The 19424-nt window shown below is 64.5% G+C and carries 18 protein-coding genes; 8 read left to right on the forward strand and 10 right to left on the reverse strand.

What is annotated here, in order from left to right; all coding sequences use genetic code 11:
• Positions 1-35 precede the first annotated feature (35 nt).
• Both ABZE94_RS04060 and ABZE94_RS04065 read right to left on the reverse strand, forming a co-directional pair.
• The gene (locus tag ABZE94_RS04060; protein ID WP_372874246.1) at positions 36-473 is read right to left on the reverse strand and encodes a heme-binding protein; all 438 of its coding nucleotides are present in this window, start codon (positions 471-473) and stop codon (positions 36-38) included.
• A 158-nt stretch (positions 474-631) separates the two neighbouring features.
• Complete coding sequence (locus tag ABZE94_RS04065) at positions 632-1537, reverse strand: LysR family transcriptional regulator (RefSeq protein ID WP_372874247.1); 906 nt, start codon at positions 1535-1537, stop codon at positions 632-634.
• Positions 1538-1653: 116 nt separating this feature from the next.
• On the opposite strand from ABZE94_RS04065, the gene gcl reads away from it, so the two are divergent.
• From gcl to ABZE94_RS04105, 8 genes are all read left to right on the forward strand, one after another.
• Entirely contained in the window at positions 1654-3429 is a 1776-nt protein-coding gene (gene gcl / locus ABZE94_RS04070; RefSeq protein WP_372874248.1) for a glyoxylate carboligase, read from the forward strand.
• A 57-nt stretch (positions 3430-3486) separates the two neighbouring features.
• The gene (hyi, locus tag ABZE94_RS04075; protein ID WP_372874249.1) at positions 3487-4284 is read left to right on the forward strand and encodes a hydroxypyruvate isomerase; all 798 of its coding nucleotides are present in this window, start codon (positions 3487-3489) and stop codon (positions 4282-4284) included.
• Positions 4285-4296: 12 nt separating this feature from the next.
• Positions 4297-5187: a 2-hydroxy-3-oxopropionate reductase gene (locus ABZE94_RS04080; protein ID WP_372874250.1), complete on the forward strand. Its 891-nt coding sequence runs from the start codon at positions 4297-4299 to the stop codon at positions 5185-5187.
• A 224-nt stretch (positions 5188-5411) separates the two neighbouring features.
• The gene (locus ABZE94_RS04085; protein ID WP_372874251.1) at positions 5412-6698 is read left to right on the forward strand and encodes a glycerate kinase; all 1287 of its coding nucleotides are present in this window, start codon (positions 5412-5414) and stop codon (positions 6696-6698) included.
• Positions 6695-8110, forward strand: coding sequence for a pyruvate kinase (pyk, locus tag ABZE94_RS04090; protein WP_372874252.1), 1416 nt, complete (start codon positions 6695-6697; stop codon positions 8108-8110). Before ABZE94_RS04085 ends, pyk begins: the two co-directional genes overlap by 4 nt.
• A gap of 147 nt (positions 8111-8257) precedes the next feature.
• Entirely contained in the window at positions 8258-9178 is a 921-nt protein-coding gene (locus tag ABZE94_RS04095; protein ID WP_372874253.1) for an urea transporter, read from the forward strand.
• 193 nt (positions 9179-9371) lie between these two features.
• Entirely contained in the window at positions 9372-9734 is a 363-nt protein-coding gene (locus ABZE94_RS04100; RefSeq protein WP_372874254.1) for a cupin domain-containing protein, read from the forward strand.
• Between the two features lie 186 nt (positions 9735-9920).
• Positions 9921-10751, forward strand: coding sequence for an ion transporter (locus ABZE94_RS04105; RefSeq protein WP_372874255.1), 831 nt, complete (start codon positions 9921-9923; stop codon positions 10749-10751).
• Positions 10752-11082: 331 nt separating this feature from the next.
• Here ABZE94_RS04105 and ABZE94_RS04110 read toward each other — a convergent pair whose 3' ends face one another.
• The 8 genes from ABZE94_RS04110 to ABZE94_RS04145 form a co-directional block, all read right to left on the reverse strand.
• Positions 11083-11970, reverse strand: coding sequence for a hypothetical protein (locus tag ABZE94_RS04110; protein ID WP_372874256.1), 888 nt, complete (start codon positions 11968-11970; stop codon positions 11083-11085).
• 484 nt (positions 11971-12454) lie between these two features.
• Complete coding sequence (gene argR / locus ABZE94_RS04115; RefSeq protein WP_372874257.1) at positions 12455-13435, reverse strand: transcriptional regulator ArgR; 981 nt, start codon at positions 13433-13435, stop codon at positions 12455-12457.
• Between the two features lie 167 nt (positions 13436-13602).
• Positions 13603-14367: an ABC transporter ATP-binding protein gene (locus ABZE94_RS04120; protein ID WP_372874258.1), complete on the reverse strand. Its 765-nt coding sequence runs from the start codon at positions 14365-14367 to the stop codon at positions 13603-13605.
• An 18-nt stretch (positions 14368-14385) separates the two neighbouring features.
• Positions 14386-15498, reverse strand: a complete 1113-nt coding sequence (locus ABZE94_RS04125) for a succinylglutamate desuccinylase/aspartoacylase family protein (protein WP_372874259.1) — start codon at positions 15496-15498, stop codon at positions 14386-14388.
• Between the two features lie 10 nt (positions 15499-15508).
• Positions 15509-16207 carry an ABC transporter permease gene (locus ABZE94_RS04130; RefSeq protein WP_372874260.1) on the reverse strand — a complete coding sequence of 233 codons (699 nt, stop codon included), beginning with the start codon at positions 16205-16207 and terminating at the stop codon, positions 15509-15511.
• Between the two features lie 16 nt (positions 16208-16223).
• A complete protein-coding gene (locus tag ABZE94_RS04135) occupies positions 16224-16913 on the reverse strand; it encodes an ABC transporter permease (RefSeq protein WP_372874261.1) in 690 nt (229 codons plus the stop codon).
• A gap of 116 nt (positions 16914-17029) precedes the next feature.
• On the reverse strand, positions 17030-17809 hold the full coding sequence (locus ABZE94_RS04140) for an ABC transporter substrate-binding protein (protein ID WP_372874262.1): 780 nt from the start codon (positions 17807-17809) through the stop codon (positions 17030-17032).
• A gap of 757 nt (positions 17810-18566) precedes the next feature.
• Positions 18567-19424, reverse strand: an 858-nt coding sequence (locus ABZE94_RS04145; RefSeq protein WP_372874263.1) for an AMP-binding protein, incomplete at its 5' end; no start/stop codon positions are given.

The raw sequence follows: 19424 nt of genomic DNA on the forward strand, positions 1-19424 counted from the left end.
CTTCGCGGAGCTCAGCCAGCGTGGCCCGACCCAACCTACGCCGCCCCCGCATCGGCCTTGAGCCCCACCGCCTGCACCGCACCGATCGCGCACTGCTCGTCGACATCCGAGGTATCGCCGGTGATGCCGATGGCGCCGATCACTTCGCCCCGCTCGTCACGGATCAAGACACCACCCGGCGCGGGTACCAGCTTGCCGTCGGCCAGGTTGTTCAGCGCACCGATGAAGGCCGGGCGCTGCTGCGCGTCTGCGGCGATGGCACGCGACCCCTTGCCCAGTGCCACCGCGCCCCAGGCCTTGGCGATGGCGATCTGCGGACGCAGCAGGCTGGCGCCGTCTTCACGCTGCAGGCTGACCAGGTGGCCGCCGGCATCCAGCACGGCAACGGTCAAGGGTGCCGCGGACCGCTCCCGGCCAAGCGCCAGGGCATGGTTGCTGATGGTGGTCGCGGTGTGCAGGTTCAAAGCGCTCATATCTGGAGCCCTCCTCGGCAATGGATGGAAACAGGGCCTGCACCACGACGTCGGCGTCCGCAGCGGACAGGCGGGACAAGCCCAACGAACAAATCGTACACAAAAAATAATATTTTTAGTACATTTAAAATATTATTTGTATACATGATCACCCTACTTCATCCTTCCCAATACCCTGGGGTGTTGTAGATCGCTTTCAGGTAGTCGATGAAAAAACGCACCTTGGCAGGCAAATAGCGCTGCTGCGGATAGACCGCCTGGATGTCGTAGGCCGGCACGGCGAACTCGTCGAGCACCGTTACCAGTTGCCCGCGCTTGAGCTCGGCCTGGATCTCCCAGGTCGAGCGCCAGCCGATGCCCAGGCCCTGTTTGACCCAGTCGTAGAGGAGTTCGCCGTCATTGCAATCGAGATTGCCGGAAACCTTGACCGCCACCTGTTTGCCATCACGCAGGAAGGTCCAGCCGCGCTGCTGGCCACCCTGCAGATTGAACGCCAAGCAGTTGTGCTGGGCCAGGTCCTCAAGGGACTGGGGGGTGGGATGGCGCTGAAAATAGTCCGGCGAACCGCAGACCACCCGCCGATTGGGGAACAACTTGACCGCCACGTAGTTGGGGTCGGTCACCTCGCCGATGCGAATGCCCATGTCGTAGCCCTGGCGCACCAGATCGACCACGCTGTCGGTCAGGTTGAACGACAGGTTGAGGTCCGGATATCGCGCCTGGAACGCCGGCGCATGCGGCGCGATATGCCGACGGCCGAATGCCGCCGGCGCCGACACCACCAGGTGCCCGCTCACCGAATGACTGCCGTGGGTGATGCTGGCGTCGGCCTCGGCGAAATCGCGCAGCAACCCGCGGGCACGTTCCAGGTATTGCTCGCCCAGATCGGTCAACGACAAGCCACGGGTCGAGCGGTGCATCAGCTTGACCCCCAGGTGGCGCTCGAGCATGTCGAGGCGCCGACCCATCACCACCGGGGTCACCCCTTCGACCAGGGCGGCGGCGGCGAAGCTGCCGTGATCGGCCACCAGAACGAAACTGTGCAAAGCGGTGTAACGGTCCATTCGATACTCCTGATACCGACAGAAATGCTGAATCCTGCAATTTACCCCATTAACCCCTTGCCTTCATGCTTTTGACATGTAGAAAAAATATCGACTAAAGCCTGGAGGAATTTTTCATGGCGCGTATGAGAGCAATCGATGCAGCAGTGGCGGTAATGCGAAAGGAAGGCATCGACGTCGTCTTCGGCATACCGGGTGCGGCCATCAACCCGATGTACTCCGCCTTGAAGGCGGACGGCAGCATTCGTCACATCCTCGCTCGTCACGTCGAGGGTGCCTCGCACATGGCCGAAGGCTATACCCGCGCCAAGGCCGGCAATATCGGCGTGTGCATCGGCACTTCCGGCCCGGCCGGCACCGACATGATCACCGGGCTGTACTCGGCCTCTGCCGACTCCATTCCGATCCTCTGCATCACCGGTCAGGCGCCCCGTGCGCGTCTGTACAAGGAAGACTTCCAGGCGGTGGACATCGAGTCGATCGCCAAGCCGGTGACCAAGTGGGCAGTCACCGTACGCGAGCCGGCGCTGGTGCCGCGGGTGTTCCAACAGGCCTTCCACGTGATGCGTTCGGGCCGTCCGGGGCCGGTATTGATCGACCTGCCGTTCGACGTGCAGATGGGCGAGATCGAGTTCGACGTCGACACCTATCAACCGCTGCAGCCGTACAAGCCGGCGGCCAGCCGGGCGCAGATCGAGAAGGCGCTGGACATGCTCAACGCTGCCGAGCGGCCGTTGATCGTCGCCGGTGGCGGCATCTACAACGCCGGTGCCGAGGCACTGCTGCTGCAATTCGCCGAACTGGTCGGCGTACCGGTGATCCCGACCCTGATGGGCTGGGGCTGCATCCCCGACGACCATCCGTTGATGGCCGGCATGGTCGGCTTGCAGACCAGCCACCGCTACGGCAACGCCACCATGCTGGCCTCGGACTTCGTCCTCGGCGTGGGTAACCGCTGGGCCAATCGGCACACCGGGTCGGTCGAGGTGTATACAAAAGACCGCACCTTCGTTCACGTCGATATCGAGCCAACCCAGATCGGTCGGGTGTTCTCGCCGGACTTCGGCATCGTTTCCGATGCTGGCGCGGCCCTGGCCCTGTTCGTCCAGGTGGCCAGCGAGTGGAAGGCCGCCGGCCGCCTGAAAGACCGCAGCCATTGGGCCGCCGACTGCCAGGAGCGCAAGAGCACGATGCTGCGCAAGACCAACTTCGAAGACGTGCCGATGAAGCCGCAGCGCGTCTACCAGTGCATGAACAACGCGTTCGGCAAGGACGCCTGCTACGTCAGCACCATCGGTCTGTCGCAGATCGCCGGCGCGCAGTTCCTCCATGTCTACAAGCCGCGGCACTGGATCAACTGCGGTCAGGCCGGCCCGCTGGGCTGGACCATCCCGGCAGCCCTGGGTGTGCGCGTGGCGGACCCGCAGCGCAAGATCGTGGCGTTGTCCGGCGACTACGACTTCCAGTTCATGATCGAGGAACTGGCCGTGGGTGCGCAGTTCAAGCTGCCCTACCTGCACATCCTGGTGAACAACGCCTACCTCGGCCTGATCCGCCAGAGCCAGCGCGGTTTCGACATGGACTACTGCGTGCAGTTGGCCTTCGACAACATCAACTCGGAGGAAGTCGCGGGTTATGGGGTCGATCACATCGCCGTGGTCGAGGGCCTCGGCTGCAAGGCGATCCGCGTGCGCAGCCAGGCCGAATTGCGCCCGGCCATCGAGCAGGCCGAAGCCTGGATGGCGCAGTACCAGGTACCGGTGGTGATAGAGATCATCCTCGAGCGGGTGACCAACATCGCCATGGGCACCGAGATCGACGCGATCAACGAGTTCGAGGCACTGGCCACCATTCGCGAAGATGCCCCCACCAGCATCATGCCGCTGGACTGATTTCCCGCTAACCCGTAGCCCGGATGCCATCCGGGCTACCAAAACAAGGAGCATCACATGCCCCGTTTTGCCGCCAACCTGTCGATGTTGTTCACCGAAGTGGACTTTCTCGACCGCTTCGCCGCTGCCGCCGACGCCGGTTTCAGCGGAGTCGAATACCTGTTCCCCTACGATTTCGCCGCCGAAGAAATCAAAGCCCACCTGGACGCCAACAAGCTCGAACAGGTGCTGTTCAACCTGCCCGCCGGCGACTGGGCCAAGGGCGAGCGCGGCATCGCCTGCCACCCCGACCGCGTCGAGGAATTCCGCGCCGGCGTGGACCAGGCCATCGCCTACGCCCAGGTGCTCGGCAACCGCCAGGTCAATTGCCTGGTCGGCATTCGCCCGCAGGGTGTCGACTGCGCGAGTATCGAACAAACCCTGGTCGACAACCTGCGCTACGCCGCAGCCAAGCTGGAAACAGCCGGGATCAAGCTGGTCATGGAAATGATCAACACCCGCGATATTCCCGGCTTCTACCTGTGCACCACCAAGCAGGCGCTGGACATTCGCGACAAGGTCGGCAGCGCCAACCTGTACCTGCAATACGACATCTATCACATGCAAATCATGGAAGGCGATCTGGCCCGCACCGTCGAGAGCAACCTGGCCGCGATCAACCACGTGCAGCTTGCCGACAACCCGGGCCGTCACGAGCCGGGCACCGGCGAGATCAACTACCGCTTCCTGTTCGAGCACCTGGACCGCATCGGCTACCAGGGCTGGATCGGCTGTGAATACAAGCCGGCCACCACCACCGCCGCCGGCCTGGGCTGGCTCGCTCCTTTCCACAAGAGCATCCATAACGCCATCTAAGGAGACAACCACATGGCTAAAATCGGATTTATCGGCACCGGCATCATGGGCAAGCCCATGGCGCAGAACCTGCAGAACGCCGGCCACACCCTGTTCTTCTCCGAGCACTTCGACAAGGCCCCGGCCGACCTGCTCGGTGACAACGGCATCACCCTGGCCAACCCGAAGGAAGTCGCCCAGGAAGCCGAGTTCATCATCGTCATGGTCCCGGACACCCCCCAGGTCGAGGACGTCCTCTTCCGCGAGAACGGCATCGCCGAAGGCGTCGGTGCCGGCAAGGTGGTGATCGACATGAGCTCGATCTCCCCCACCGCGACCAAGCAGTTCGCCGAGAAGATCAAGGCCACCGGCGCGCAGTACCTCGACGCGCCGGTATCCGGCGGTGAAGTCGGCGCCACGGCCGCGACCCTGAGCATCATGGTCGGTGGCTGCGAGCAGACCTTCGAGCGCGCCCTGCCGCTGTTCCAGGCCATGGGCAAGAACATCACCCGGGTCGGCGGCAACGGTGACGGCCAGACCGCCAAGGTCGCCAACCAGATCATCGTCGCCCTGAACATCCAGGCGGTGGCCGAGGCCTTGCTGTTCGCCGCCAGGAACGGCGCCGATCCAGCCAAGGTGCGCGAGGCGCTGATGGGCGGCTTCGCCGGCTCGAAGATCCTGGAGGTGCACGGCGAGCGTATGATCAAGGGCACCTTCGATCCGGGCTTCCGCATCAGCCTGCATCAGAAAGACCTCAACCTGGCCCTGGCCGGCGCCCGCGAACTGGGCCTGAACCTGCCCAACACCGCCAACGCCCAGCAGGTGTTCAGCACCTGCGCGGCCATCGGCGGCAGCAACTGGGACCACTCGGCGCTGATCAAGGGGTTGGAGCACATGGCCAACTTCTCGATCCGCGGTGAATGAACCCGCGGTGCGCACAGCGCACCCTACGGATCGCGATACCCCGTAGGGTGCGCCATGCGCACCACGCACCACGCCCCATGCTTCGGCGTGGAACCCTTTCGACCGCCCGGCAGAAGGTGTCACGGCCCGCCTGCCGGGATGGTCGATTCTAGTGCGCAGCGCCTGCCGAGCGGACGCTGCGCACTAGAATCAATGTTGATCCAGTCATACCAAGAGAGATCGCCATGCCCCTCGATCCGTCTTTCCATCCAACGTCTCTGCTGCGCGAGCTGTTCGCCAGCGCCATCGACGCCGCCCACCCGCGCCAGGTGCTGGCCGACTATCTGCCGGCGGATCGTAGCGGCCGGGTCATCGTCATCGGTGCCGGCAAGGCCGCCGCGGCCATGGCCGAGGTGATCGAGCGCGAATGGCAGGGCGAGGTCAGCGGCCTGGTGGTGACCCGCTACGAGCACGGCGCCAGCTGCACGAGAATCGAGGTGGTCGAGGCCGCCCATCCGGTACCGGACGATGCCGGCGAACGGGTCGCCCGCCGCGTGCTGGAACTGGTCAGCAATCTGACGGAAAGCGATCGGGTGATCTTCCTGCTCTCCGGCGGCGGCTCTTCCCTGCTGGCCCTGCCCGCCGAGGGCATCAGCCTCAAGGACAAGCAGGCGATCAACAGGGCGCTGCTCAAGTCCGGCGCGGCGATCGACGAGATGAACTGCGTGCGCAAGCACCTCTCGGCGATCAAGGGCGGCCGCCTGGCCAAGGCCTGCTGGCCGGCCAGCGTGTACACCTATGCAATTTCCGACGTGCCGGGTGACGAGGCCACGGTGATCGCCTCCGGCCCGACCGTGGCCGACCCCACCACCTCGGCCCAGGCATTGGCGATTCTCGCCCGCTATCACATCGAAACGCCGGCCAATGTGCGCGCCTGGCTGCAGAGCCCGGCCTCGGAAACGCTCAAGCCCGGCGACCCGATGCTCTCGCGCAGCCACTTCCAGCTGATCGCCACCCCGCAGCAATCCCTCGACGCCGCCGCGGCGAAGGTTCGCGAAGCCGGCCTGAATGCGCTGATCCTCGGCGACCTGGAGGGCGAGTCGCGCGAGGTGGCCAAGGTGCATGCCGGCATCGCCAAACAGGTGGTCCTGCATGGCCAGCCGATCCAGGCGCCCTGCGTGATCCTCTCCGGCGGCGAGACCACCGTGACCGTGCGCGGCCACGGCCGTGGCGGGCGCAACGCCGAGTTCCTCCTGAGCCTGACCGACAGCCTCAGGGGCCTGCCCGGGGTCTATGCCCTGGCCGGCGACACCGACGGCATCGACGGTTCGGAAGACAACGCCGGCGCCATCATGACCCCCGACAGCTACGCCCGTGCCGCCCAACTGGGCCTGAGCGCCAGCGACCAACTGCATGACAACAACGGCTACGGCTATTTCGCCGCCCTCGACGCGCTGATCGTCACCGGGCCGACCCGTACCAACGTCAACGATTTTCGCGCCATTCTGATTCTCGAGAGCCCTGCCCAATGAGTCCTGATAAGAAAGTCAAAATCCTCGCCACCCTCGGTCCAGCCGTCGCAGGCAGCGACGACATCCGTCAACTGGTCGAGGCCGGGGTCAATCTGTTTCGCCTCAACTTCAGCCACGGCGAGCACGCCGACCACGCCCAGCGCTACGCCTGGGTGCGCGAAGTGGAGCGGCAGCTGGACACGCCGATCGGCATCCTCATGGACCTGCAGGGGCCGAAACTGCGGGTCGGCCGTTTTGCCGCCGGCAAGGTCAATCTGCCGCGGGGCCAAGCCTTTCGCCTGGACCTGGACAGCACCCCGGGCGACGTGTGCCGGGTCAACCTGCCGCACCCGGAAATCATCGCAGCCCTGCGACCGGGCATGAGCCTGCTGCTCGATGACGGGCGCCTGCGCCTGAAGGTGACCGCCAAGGAACAGGACGCGGTAGACACCTGCGTGATCGCCGGCGGCGAGCTGTCGGATCGCAAGGGTGTCAACGTGCCCGAAGCGGTGCTGCAACTGAGCCCGCTGACCGAGAAGGATCGCCGCGACCTGGCCTTCGGCCTGGAACTGGGGGTGGACTGGGTCGCCCTGTCGTTCGTCCAGCGTCCCGAAGACATCATCGAGGCCCGTCAGTTGATCGGCGATCGCGCCTTGCTGATGGCCAAGATCGAGAAGCCTTCGGCGGTCATTCACCTGGAAGAAATTGCCCGTCTGTGCGACGCGATCATGGTCGCCCGTGGCGATCTGGGCGTGGAAGTACCGGCGGAGAACGTGCCGCGCATCCAGAAGGACATCATCCGCACCTGCCGCCAGCTCGGCAAACCGGTGGTGGTGGCCACCCAGATGCTCGAATCCATGCGTTTCTCGCCGGCACCGACCCGCGCCGAAGTCACCGACGTGGCCAATGCCGTGGCCGAAGGCAGCGATGCGCTGATGCTCTCGGCGGAAACCGCCTCGGGCGACTACCCGCTGGAAGCGGTGCAGATGATGAGCAAGATCATTCGCCAGGTGGAAAACGGCCCGGACTTCCAGGCCCAGCTCGACGTCGGCCGGCCCCAGGCCGAAGCCACCGCATCGGACGCGATCAGCTGCGCGATCCGTCGGATCAGTTCGATCCTGCCGGTGGCCGTACTGGTCAACTACAGCGAATCCGGCGCCTCCAGCCTGCGCGCCTCGCGCGAGCGACCGATGGCGCCGATCCTCAGCCTGACGCCGAGCCTGGATACCGCACGGCGTCTGACGGTGGCCTGGGGTGTGTACTCGGTGGTCAACGAGCGCCTGCACCAGGTCGAGGAAGTCACCAGCACCGCCCTGGAAATCGCCCAGGCCCAAGGCATGGCCAGGCGCGGCGACACCCTGGTGATCACCGCCGGCGAACCCTTCGGCCAACCCGGCAGCACCAACAGCCTGCGGATCGAAACCCTGCAGTGAGCGGCGTAGGGTGCGCCCTGCGCACCTGCCAACGGCCTATCCGGTTTGTGGTGCGCGCGGCGCACCCTACCGAACAATCCCACGCTGGCTTTGCCATCTATTCCAGGCGCCCTGATCGGCGCCTCTTTTTATTCAGGCAGACCGTGCATGCACCAACTGTCTCTGCCACCCCATGCACTGCGCGGCTTGCGCGCCCTGCTCAACGGCTTCAGTCAGATTTTCCTGCTCAGCCACGCCGGCTGCGGCCTGCTGGTGCTACTGGCGATCCTGATCGGCGCGCCGCACCTGCTCGGCGGCGCCTTGCTCGGCGGTTGCAGCGGCATGCTCACGGCGCAGCGCCGGGGTTACCCGCAGGCCGACATCGACGCCGGACTGTACGGCTACAACGGCATCCTGCTGGGGCTGCTGGTCAGCCTGAAGTTCAGCTGGTCGCCACTGCTACCGCTGCTGATCGTGCTCGGCGCAGGGCTGTCCAGTCTGATTCTCGCGCCCTGGATGCGTTGCATGCGCGAACGCCAGTGGCTGCCGGCCTTCACCTTTCCCTTCGTCGCCCTGAGCTGGCTGCTGGTGTGCCTGACGCAGCCTCTGCAACTGCAGCTGCACAGCGCCCCTGTCACGGCAGCGCATAGCCTCGACTGGCTCGCCAGCCTGCAGGCACTGCTGCGCGGCCTGGGCCAGGTGATCTTCCTCGACAAGCCCCTGGCCGGGCTGTGCCTGTGGCTCGGCTTGCTGCTGGCCGACCGCCGCGCCGCGCTCTGGGCCCTGCTCGGCTCCGCCGCTGGCTTGGGCCTGGCGCTGCAGCAGGACTGGGAACAGCACAGCGCCCTCGCCGGCCTGTATGGTTACAACGCGGCACTGGCAGCCATCGCCCTTAGCCAGGTGCATCGCCGTCCCTGGCTGCCGTTGCTGGGGATCGGCCTCGCCCTGCTCCTGCAGCCAGGCTTCGGTGCCCTTGGCCTGCCGCCACTGACCATGCCCTTCATCCTCGCCTGCTGGCTGATCCAGGCCAGTGCACAAAGCTGGCAACGCGCGGTAAAGGCCAGCGCGCCCGGGCGGCAAATTCACTAGGCAGGCGCTTGCCCTCCGGGCTCAAAGATCGCGCGGTGCCGCTCAGTCGCCAATCGTCCGTGCAATTGCCTGCAGCACGGCGTTTCCCCGGCTGCCGGTGTCGTGAATACGCATGGTAAGGGCAACCCGCCCTGCTAGCGTAGAACCTCATCCCTCCGGGTCCGAGACCCATCCTCCACCGAGCGAGAACGACATGCTGCACAGCATCAAGCAAGGCATCACCCTGGAAGAACTGGAACTCAGCGGCACCCTCGAAGACATCGGTGTCGAGATGATCGAAGGCGACAACAGCATGTTCGCCCTGACCACCTTCGCCACCGAAGACGAGTCGGTCAGCGCCGGCTACTTCGGTGTACGCCGCAGCCGTTTCCGCCTGCCCTACACCTTCCATGAGCAGGCCGTAGTGACCCTCGGCGAGGTGAAGATCACCAACGAACAGACCGGTGAGACCGCCCACTACAAGGCTGGCGATTCCTTCTTCGTCGCCAGCGGCACCCCCACCCTGTGGGAAGTCGTCAGCGACAGCTTCACCAAGCACTACCTGGCGGTCGACTGACAACGGCGCGCTTATGCCCCGCCGGCAGGCCAGGCGTAAGCGCGGACGAGGCGCAACACCACGCGCAAGCAGCTCTCTGACTGCAGCGCACCAGCGCACGACATCCAGCCACCTACCAGGATTAACCCTTGCCACTCCGGCCCCATCCTGCATAGGCTTGCCCCTCTCGCAAGCAGGGAGTTCGCCATGGATAACTGGCGCCAGCGTCTTTACGTCATCATCTTCCACACCGACACCCCGGCCGGGCAGCGCTTCGATCGCTGGCTGTTGCTGACCATCCTGGCCAGCCTGGTGGTGGTGATGCTCGACAGCATCGACAGCATTCACAGCCAGTACGGCGCGCAACTGCTCGGCCTGGAATGGGGTTTCACTGCCCTGTTCGCCATCGAGTACATCACGCGCCTGTATTGCTCGCCCAAGCCGCTGCGCTATGCCTTCAGCTTCTTCGGTCTGGTCGACCTGCTGGCGGTGCTGCCGGCGATCCTCGCCCTGCTATATGCCGACGCCCAATACCTGCTGATCATCCGGGTGGTCCGCATGCTGCGGGTATTCCGCGTGCTCAAGCTCAGCCGCTATCTGCGCCAGGCCAACTTCCTGCTCACCGCGCTGCGCGGCAGCCGACAGAAGATCATCGTATTCTTCGTCGGCATCGCCACCCTGGTCACGGTGTACGGCACCCTGATGTACGTGATCGAAGGCCCGGCGAACGGCTTCACCAGTATCCCGATCAGCATCTACTGGGCGGTAGTGACCCTGACCACCGTCGGCTTCGGCGACATAGTCCCGCATACGCCGCTGGGCCAGGCGCTGGCGACCCTGGTGATGATCACCGGTTACTCGATCATCGCCGTGCCCACCGGCATCTTCACCGCGGAACTGGCCTCGGCGATGCGCGCCGACGGCCAACTCGAACATGCCTGCCCGCACTGCCACAAAGATCGCCATGACAGCACCGCGGCCTTCTGCAACCGTTGCGGCGGTCCGCTGTATCCAGCGCGGTCGCATGAGCAGGCTTGACCCTGCGCGCGGGGGATGCGCCCGCGAGGTCCTCGCCGGCAACGTCTGGCCAGGCCGAAGCGGCGCGTCAAGTCAACGAAGCAACACGCCCGGGGCCCCGAACCACGCCGTGCCTGTTGGACCTCGCGCCATTAGCGGAGCTCAAAAACTCTCGCTTACTGCGGCCGCCTGCAAACGCCGGCTGCGCTATTGCGCTACGTGAACAGCCTCTGAGACGCGCGGGCACGGGAGAACCTGCAAGCGCCACCGCCCCCCGTTAGCTGCCTGCGCCGAGGCCGAGGTTCAGGAACCCTAGCCCGGACCAGCCTCCGGGCTAGCTCCTGCGTTCGGATCAATACAGCTCTTGGCCCTGGTTTTGCCGCTGCCATTGGCCATCCTTATTGTCGCCATCCCGATTGCTGGGCTGGCCTTGCGGTGCACGCTTAACCGAGCCCTTGCCTTGCTGCTGGCTGTTGCCCTGGCCGCGTTCTCGGCCCTGACCCTGATAGCGGGGATCGCCCTGGCCGCGTTCCCGGCCCTGGCCCTGGTAGCGGGGATCGCCCTGGCCGCGTTCCCGGCCCTGACCCTGATAGCGGGGTTCGTCCTGGCCGCGTTCCCGGCCCTGGCCCTGGTAGCGGGGTTCGTCCTGGCCGCGCTCCCGGCCCTGGCCCTGGTAGCGGGGATCGCCCTGGCCGCGCTCCCGGCCCTGGCCCTGATAGCGGCGGTCGTCCTGGCCGCGCTCCCGGCCCTGACCCTGATAGCGGCGGTCGTCCTGGCCGCGCTCCCGGCCCTGACCCTGATAGCGGCGGTCGTCCTGGCCGCGCTCCCGGCCCTGACCCTGGTAGCGGCGGTCGTCCTGGCCGCGCTCCCGGCCCTGGCCCTGGTAGCCGGGGTCACCCTGACCGCGCTCCCGGCCCTGGTAACGGGGAGCGCCCTTTGGAGCGGGATATTTCTTGTACAGGGCTGGCGGAACATAGCGATAGTCCCGCACTCGCCAGGGGCCGTCGAAGCGGCTGGACCAGTACCAACTGCCGTCGCGCCAGCGGTAGTAGTAGCGGTCGCCGAAGTAGAGGTGGGAGTGGCCGAGGCTCACGTAGACTCTCAGGCTCGGGTCCCAGCGCCATTGGCCGTACGCGGGAGGATCGTACGGCGGCCGATAACCGCCGTAACCCCCTGAATATACGGTGCAGGCAGTCAGCGGCAGGAGCAGGACAAACAGCAGCAGCAAGCGAAACCTCATGGAAGGGACTCCATCGTAGTGACCTGCTGAATTGGACAACAAACGAAACAGCAAATTGCTATCACGGCGAAGCGAGCTGACCGCCGGCCGGGCCGGGAAATACGAAGGGTACGGGTTCGCTCGCCGTCTTCGACGGAGCGCTGTCGCGCAGCAAACTGGGTGCGCGGGCGCCCCTCTTGTAGGAGCGGCTTCAGCCGCGAAGCTTTGGCTGTGCCGCGAAGAATTCGCGGCTAAAACGGAACGCCGCTCGGCCGCTCCTACAAAAAACGTCATAACCCATAAAGTCAATGACATACGGGTTGCTTGATAGAAAGCATGAAGACACGCCCGCCTACTGCGGCCGTCTCCAGGCGCCTGCTGCGTCGTTGCGCGATGGGACTCCGACGACCGACCGAGATGAAAGGCATCGGCGCAATGCCCAACCACAACAAGCAGGCGCCTAGAGTCGCGCCCCCGGCACCGACATCGTTGGCCGGATAACGCGCTAGCCGCGTTCGACCGGTGCCGAGGTCAGCTCGAAGGGGCTGTTGCTGCGCCGTTGGTTGCGGTCTTCGCGCGGGGTGGCGCCGAAGAAGTTGCGGTAGGCGCTGGAGAAGTGCGGGCCGGAGGAGAAGCCGCAGGACAGGCCGATCTGGATAATCGACTTGCTGGTCTGCATCAGCAGCTGACGCGCCTTGTTCAGGCGCAGTTCCAGGTAGTACTGGCTGGGCACCCGATTCAGATACTGCTTGAAGATGCGCTCCAGCTGGCGGCGCGAGACGCAGACGTGCTGGGCGATTTCGTCGGTGGTCAGCGGCTCCTCGATATTCGCCTCCATCAACAGCACCGCCTGGGTCAGCTTGGGGTGGCTGGAGCCCAACCGGTTCTGCAACGGAATGCGCTGGCGCTCGCTGCCCTCGCGAATACGCTCGACCACCAGTTCTTCCGACACCGCGCCGGACAACTCGGCGCCATGGTCGCGGGCCAGCAGGGCCAGCAACAGGTCGAGCACGGCCAGGCCGCCACAGGCGCTGAGGCGATCACGGTCCCAGTCGAACAGGTGGCTGGTGGCGATGACCTTGGGGAAGCGTTCGCTGAAATCGTCCTGCCAGCGCCAGTGCACGGCGGCGCGGTAACCGTCGAGCAGGCCCAGCTGCGCCAAGGGATAGACCCCGGCGGATATCGCGCCGATCACGCAACCGCTGCGCACCAGGTGCTTGAGCGCGCTGGACAAGGCCAGGGGCATGGGTGCGGGGGGCTCGTCGGCGAGCAGGAAGAGCTTGTGCACACCGTCCAGCTTGCCCGTCCAGGCTTCTCCTGGCAGACGCCAGGCGCCTTCGACCGGGGGCTCGGCCTGCATGAACGACAGTTCGTAGACCACGTCCGGGTGGACGCGCTGGGCAACGCGCAAGGCCTCCTCGGCCAACGCCAAGGTCAGGGGTTTGCAGTTGGGCCATAGCAGGAAGCCGATTCGATGGGCAGTCATAGGGGCAGTTTAGGCTCTGGCAGGCATTTAAGGGCATGTCACACGGATAAGAGTTTCGACTGTCGCAGGAGCGGGCCATGCCCGCGATAGCAATCTGGCCGCCAATTTCGCGGCCATGGGGCTAGGCGTCCCCGCCGCGCCTACGATCGGCTAACCGATGCATAGCATTATTTAAGGCTACCAGAGAGGAACTGCTGGAGGCGTTCCGATTGTGGGTTGACCAACACTTCGCGCGGGTCACCACGCTCCTCGACCACCCCCTTGTGGAGGAATACCAGCTGATTGGAGACCTCGCGGGCGAAGCCCATTTCGTGAGTGACCACCACCATGGTGCGACCTTCCTGAGCCAGATCCTGCATGACCTTGAGCACCTCGCCGACCAGTTCGGGGTCGAGGGCCGAGGTCGGTTCGTCGAACAGCATCACCTCCGGCTCCATGGCCAGGGCCCGGGCGATCGCCACGCGCTGCTGCTCGCCACCGGACATGTGGCCAGGATAGGCGTCCTTGCGGTGCACCACCCCGACCTTGTTCAGGTAGTGCTCGGCCTTTTCCCGGGCTTCGGCCTTGGCGACACCGAGCACATGCACCGGCGCCTCCATGACGTTTTCCAGGGCGCTCATGTGCGACCACAGGTTGAAATGCTGGAACACCATGGCCAGGCGCGAGCGCATGCGCTGCAACTGCTTGGGGTCGGCGGCCTTGAGCGCGCCTTCCTTGTTGGCCAGCAGCTTGAGTTCCTCGCCGTTGAGCAGGATCTTGCCGCCGTGGGGCTGTTCGAGCAGGTTGATGCAGCGCAGGAAGGTACTCTTGCCCGAGCCGCTGGAGCCGATGATGCTGATCACGTCGCCAGCCTTGGCCGCCAGGGACACGCCCTTGAGCACTTCGTGGCTGCCGTAGCGCTTGTGCAGATCCTGAACTTCGAGTTTGTACATGATTTCCACTCTCTTGAATCAGTCGCTGAGCAAGCGACCCTGGCGAATAGGGGTACGGCCGGCGACCTTGGCCAGCCACAGACCCGGCTGGGCAAAGCGCATCCGTTCACGAACGTAAAGCACACCATCGGTGGAGGCGCAGACGGTGCTGTGGCGATCGCTGAGCGGATCGATCACCTCGAACAACGGATCGCCGGTTTTGACTCGCGCCCCCACCGGCTGCAGAAAGCTCACCACTCCGGCATGCGGCGCGCAGGCATATTCCGCGCCCTCGAAAGGCGTGGCCTCGCAGCTGTCTTCGGGCGCCGCCGGCCAGTCGCCGGCAATCAGGCCCTGCTCGGCGAGAAACGCCAGAATGCTCTCGGCACTGGCTACGGCCTGCGCCTTGCCGGTATCGGCCATGCCACCCAGCTCGACCGTGGTGGCCAGGCACGCCAGCGGGATAGCCGCATCGGGGAATTGCCGGGCCAGGTGCAACCAGGGCAGCGAGCAGGCTTCGTCGAATGAACGGCCCCCGCCATCCTCGGTGACCAGCACCGCGCCGGCCTGCAGGCGGGCGGCCAGTGGACGCAATTGATCCCATTGCTGCGGCAGCGTGTACAGATGCACCACCGCCTCGAAGTCGCAGTGCAGGTCCAGCACCACATCGGCATCGCAGGCGTGCTTGAGCAACAGGCGCTGCAAGGCCTGCAACTCGGAAGTCGGCGCAGGCAGCGCCTCCAGCGCGGCCTGCATCGCCGCGCGGATCAAGCGCACATTGGCCGGGCCATCCGCGCCCAGGCAGCCTTGCAGGGCCGGGGCAATGGCCTCGGCCAGGGCGAAGAAATCGCGGTTGAAGTTCTTGCCGCTGGCAAACTCGAAGCGGCCCTGCTGGGTTGCCTGGAACAACTGACCCAGGCCGATGGGATTGGCCGCCGGCACCAGTTCGATCACGCCGCTCAAGCGGCCCTGGGCTTCGAGTTCGCACAGGCGCCGCTTGAGCTCCACGGCGACCCGCATGCCCGGCAGCTCATCGGCGTGCAGCGCGGCCTGGATATAGGCCTTGCACGGGCCGTTGCCAAAGCGGAACACGCTTAGACGCCGTTCCGTGCCGGGGCAGCTCCAGGGCAACACATGATCGATCCGTTGCATGCTCCGCTCCTCAGGCCTTGCGTGGCGCCAGATAGCCCAGCCAGCGGCGCTCGGCGTGCTTGAACAGGCGCACCAGGACGAAGGTCAGGGCCAGGTAGAACAACCCGGCGGTGATGAACGCCTCGAACGGCAGGTAATGCTGCGAACTGACGGTGCGCGCCGCGCCCGTGATGTCGATCAGGGTGACGATCGACGCCAGGCTGGTGGTGTGCAGCATCATGATCACTTCGTTGCTGTACTGCGGCAGTGCCCGGCGCAACGCCGACGGCAGGAGAATGCGCCGGTACAGCTTGGCCCGCGACATGCCCATGGCCTTGGCCGCCTCGATCTCGCCATGCGGGGTCGACTTGAGGCTGCCGGCGAGGATTTCCGCGCTGTAGGCACTGGTGTTGATGCCAAATGCCAGGCAGGCACAGAAGGTCGCGCTGGAGAAATACGGCCAGAGGAAACTCTCACGCACTGCCTCGAACTGGGCCAGGCCGTAGTAGATCAGGAACAACTGCACCAGCATCGGCGTGCCGCGGATCACATAGGTATAGAGCCAGGCCGGAAAATTCAGCAGCGGCGACTTGGACACCCGCATCAGCCCCAGCGGGATCGCCAGCGCCAGGCCGAAGGCCAGGGAAATCAGCAGCAGCTGCAGGGTCACCAGGACGCCACCGAAATACAGCGGCAGGCTTTCCCAGATCACGTTGTAGTCGAAGATCATGCGTTCACTCCCATGCTCACAGATCGGCGGCTTTGGTGCCGACCGAGTAGCGCTTTTCCACATAACGCAGCGCCAGCAGGGACACGCTGGTCAGCACCAGGTAGAGGGCGCCGACCGCCAGGTAAAAGGTAAACGGCTCACGGGTGGCATCGGCCGCGCTTTTCGCCTTGAACATCATGTCCTGCAGGCCCACCACCGAAATCAACGCGGTGGCCTTGGTCAGCACCAGCCAGTTGTTGGTGAAGCCCGGGATGGCGAAACGGATCATCTGCGGCACCAGGATGCGGAAGAACACCTTGATGCCACTCATGCCGTAGGCCACGCCCGCCTCGCTCTGGCCTTTGGGGATGGCCATGAAGGCGCCGCGAAAGGTCTCCGACAGGTAGGCGCCGAAGATGAAGCCCATGGTGAAGACACCGGCGATAAACGGATTAATATCGATGTATTCGTCATAACCCAGCAGCGGCGCCACCCGGTTCACCAGGTCCTGGCCGCCGTAGAAGATCAGCAGGATCAGCACCAGGTCGGGAATCCCGCGAATCACCGTGGCGTAGGTTTCACCCAGAATCGCCAACCACCTGATCGGCGACAGACGGAACGCCGCGCCGAGCAGGCCGAGGAAGATAGCCACCGCAACGGATGACAGAGCCAGCATCAGGGTGAGCCAGGCGCCTTCGAGAATGGTCGAGCCGTAGCCTTCAAGCATGCTCAAGTACCTCATGCAGGCGCCGGGCGGCGCCGAGGAGCACAATGGGAAAGTGGCACAAGCGCGCTATCCGCCGGTGGTGCCACTCTCGGTGATACGCGACTTGATTGCGGAAATCAGTCGCCGTAGACGTCAAAGTCGAAATACTTGTCCTGCACTTCCTTGTATTTGCCATTGGCACGGATACCGGCAATGGCTGCCGTGAACTTGTCGGCCAGGGCCTTGTCGCCTTTACGCACGGCAATGCCCTGCCCTTCACCGAAGTACTTCACGGCGGTAAAGTCAGGCCCAGCAAAGGCGAAGCCCTTGCCGGCGTCGGTCTTGAGGAAGCCGTCGTCGATGTTCACCGAGTCAGCGAGGGTGGCGTCAAGGCGACCGGTCTGCAAGTCGAGGAAGGTCTCGTTCTGCGAGCTGTAGCGCACGATCTCGGCACCAGCCGAGGCGAATACGTCGGAGGCATAGCGGTCATAGACCGAAGAACGTTGCACGCCAATCTTCTTGCCTTTGAGGTCGACCAGCGGATCGTTGATCTCGGTGCCGGCCTTCATCGCCAGCTTGGCTGGAGTGGCGTAATACTTGCCCGTGAAGTCGACCGACTTCTTGCGGTCCTCGGTGATCGACATGGACGACAGCACCGCGTCGAACTTGCGCACTTTCAGCGCCGGGATCAGGCCATCGAACTCCTGTTCGATCCATTTGCACTCGACCTGCATCTCTTCACACAGGGCATTGCCGATGTCGTAATCGAAGCCGGTGATATTGCCGTCGGGAGTCTTGTAGGCGAACGGCGGGTAAGCCGCTTCGATACCGATGCGCAGGGGCTTGGTCTCTTCAGCCATGGTCAGCGGCGACAACACGGATAGTGCCAATGCGCCGAGAAGTGCAATCTTCTTCATCTTGTGACTCCTTCGAATGGGAATGGATGCGGCTGGCAGTAACCCTGTGAGCGCACCTGCATCCAGCCATGGATAAGTTGCCGTCTTTGCTGGGCAACAGGCAGAGACAAGCAGTTCCGGCTGGGTGTGCGGCATTCTAGCGACAGGTCGAAAGTCGATATTTCTTCAATGCGACAAGTAATTACAAAAGGCCCGGACGGGCACCGCGGACGTATTGACAGCCTCCGGCGAACATGCAGAGACAGGATAGAGGGGGCAACCTGTTTATAAGGCAATTAGTGCGCCAGATATTGCAAAACCCCTTAGTTACGGGGCTTTCAAGGCATTGGTATTTTTCCAACCCAGGCCACACCGACGCGAAGTGTTTCCCTGCCGCCCAAAAACGTGCGCGGCGTTACCCTTTCGGTGACAGCGCTGAACCCGAAGGAGCAACGGGGACGCCTAGGCTATCCCCGCGAAAGCCCTGCAAAACAAAGCCTAGCGGCATAGCCTGCCCTGATAAAAATCCGTATTTCATCGATGTTATGGGTGATGCCGTTTTCTGTAGGAGCGGCTTCAGCCGCGAATTCTTCGCGGCACAGCAAAGCTTCGCGGCTGAAGCCGCTCCTACGACGGCGGGCCCCGCGCGCACCCAGTTTGCTGCGCGACAGCGCGGCGTCTGGACGACGGGGGATCTCCTACCGATATTCCGGCAGCCCAAACGACAACGCCCCGCCTCGGCTCGTGGCCGGGGCGGGGCGCGGTTTGCCGGTGCCGGTTAGGCGACCTGCATGTCGCGATGAGTATCGATGAGGTGTTGCACCACGCCAGGATCGGCCAGCGTGGAGATATCGCCGAGCGCATCGTATTCACCCGTCGCGATCTTGCGCAGGATGCGGCGCATGATCTTGCCCGAGCGAGTCTTCGGCAAACCGGGAGCCCACTGGATAACGTCTGGCGAGGCGATCGGACCGATCTCCTTGCGCACCCAGTTCTTCAATTCCTGACGCAGTTGCTCGGAAGGCTCCAGACCACCGTTGAGGGTGACGTAGACGTAGATGCCCTGCCCCTTGAGGTCGTGCGGCACACCGACCACCGCGGCCTCCGCCACTTTCGGGTGAGCGACCATGGCGCTTTCGATTTCGGCGGTGCCCATGCGGTGACCGGAGACATTGAGCACGTCATCGACGCGGCCGGTGATCCAGTAGTAACCGTCTTCGTCGCGGCGAGCACCGTCGCCGGTGAAATACATGCCCTTGAAGGTCTTGAAGTAGGTATCGACGAAGCGGTCGTGGTCGCGGTACAGGGTGCGTGCCTGACCCGGCCAGGAGTCGATGATCACCAGGTTGCCCTCGATGGCCCCTTCCAACAGGTTGCCCATGTTGTCCACCAGCGCTGGTTGCACGCCGAAGAACGGACGGGTTGCCGAGCCCGGCTTGAGTGCGGTCGCGCCCGGCAGCGGGCTGATCATGATGCCGCCGGTTTCGGTCTGCCACCAGGTGTCGACGATTGGGCAGCGTTCCTGGCCGACCGCCTTGTAGTACCAGTTCCAGGCTTCCGGATTGATCGGCTCGCCCACCGAACCGAGCAGGCGCAGGCTGGAGCCATCGGCGCCCTGCATGGCGGCATCGCCCTG

The organism is Pseudomonas sp. (assembly GCF_041601375.1).
Classification (GTDB): Bacteria; Pseudomonadota; Gammaproteobacteria; order Pseudomonadales; family Pseudomonadaceae; genus Aquipseudomonas.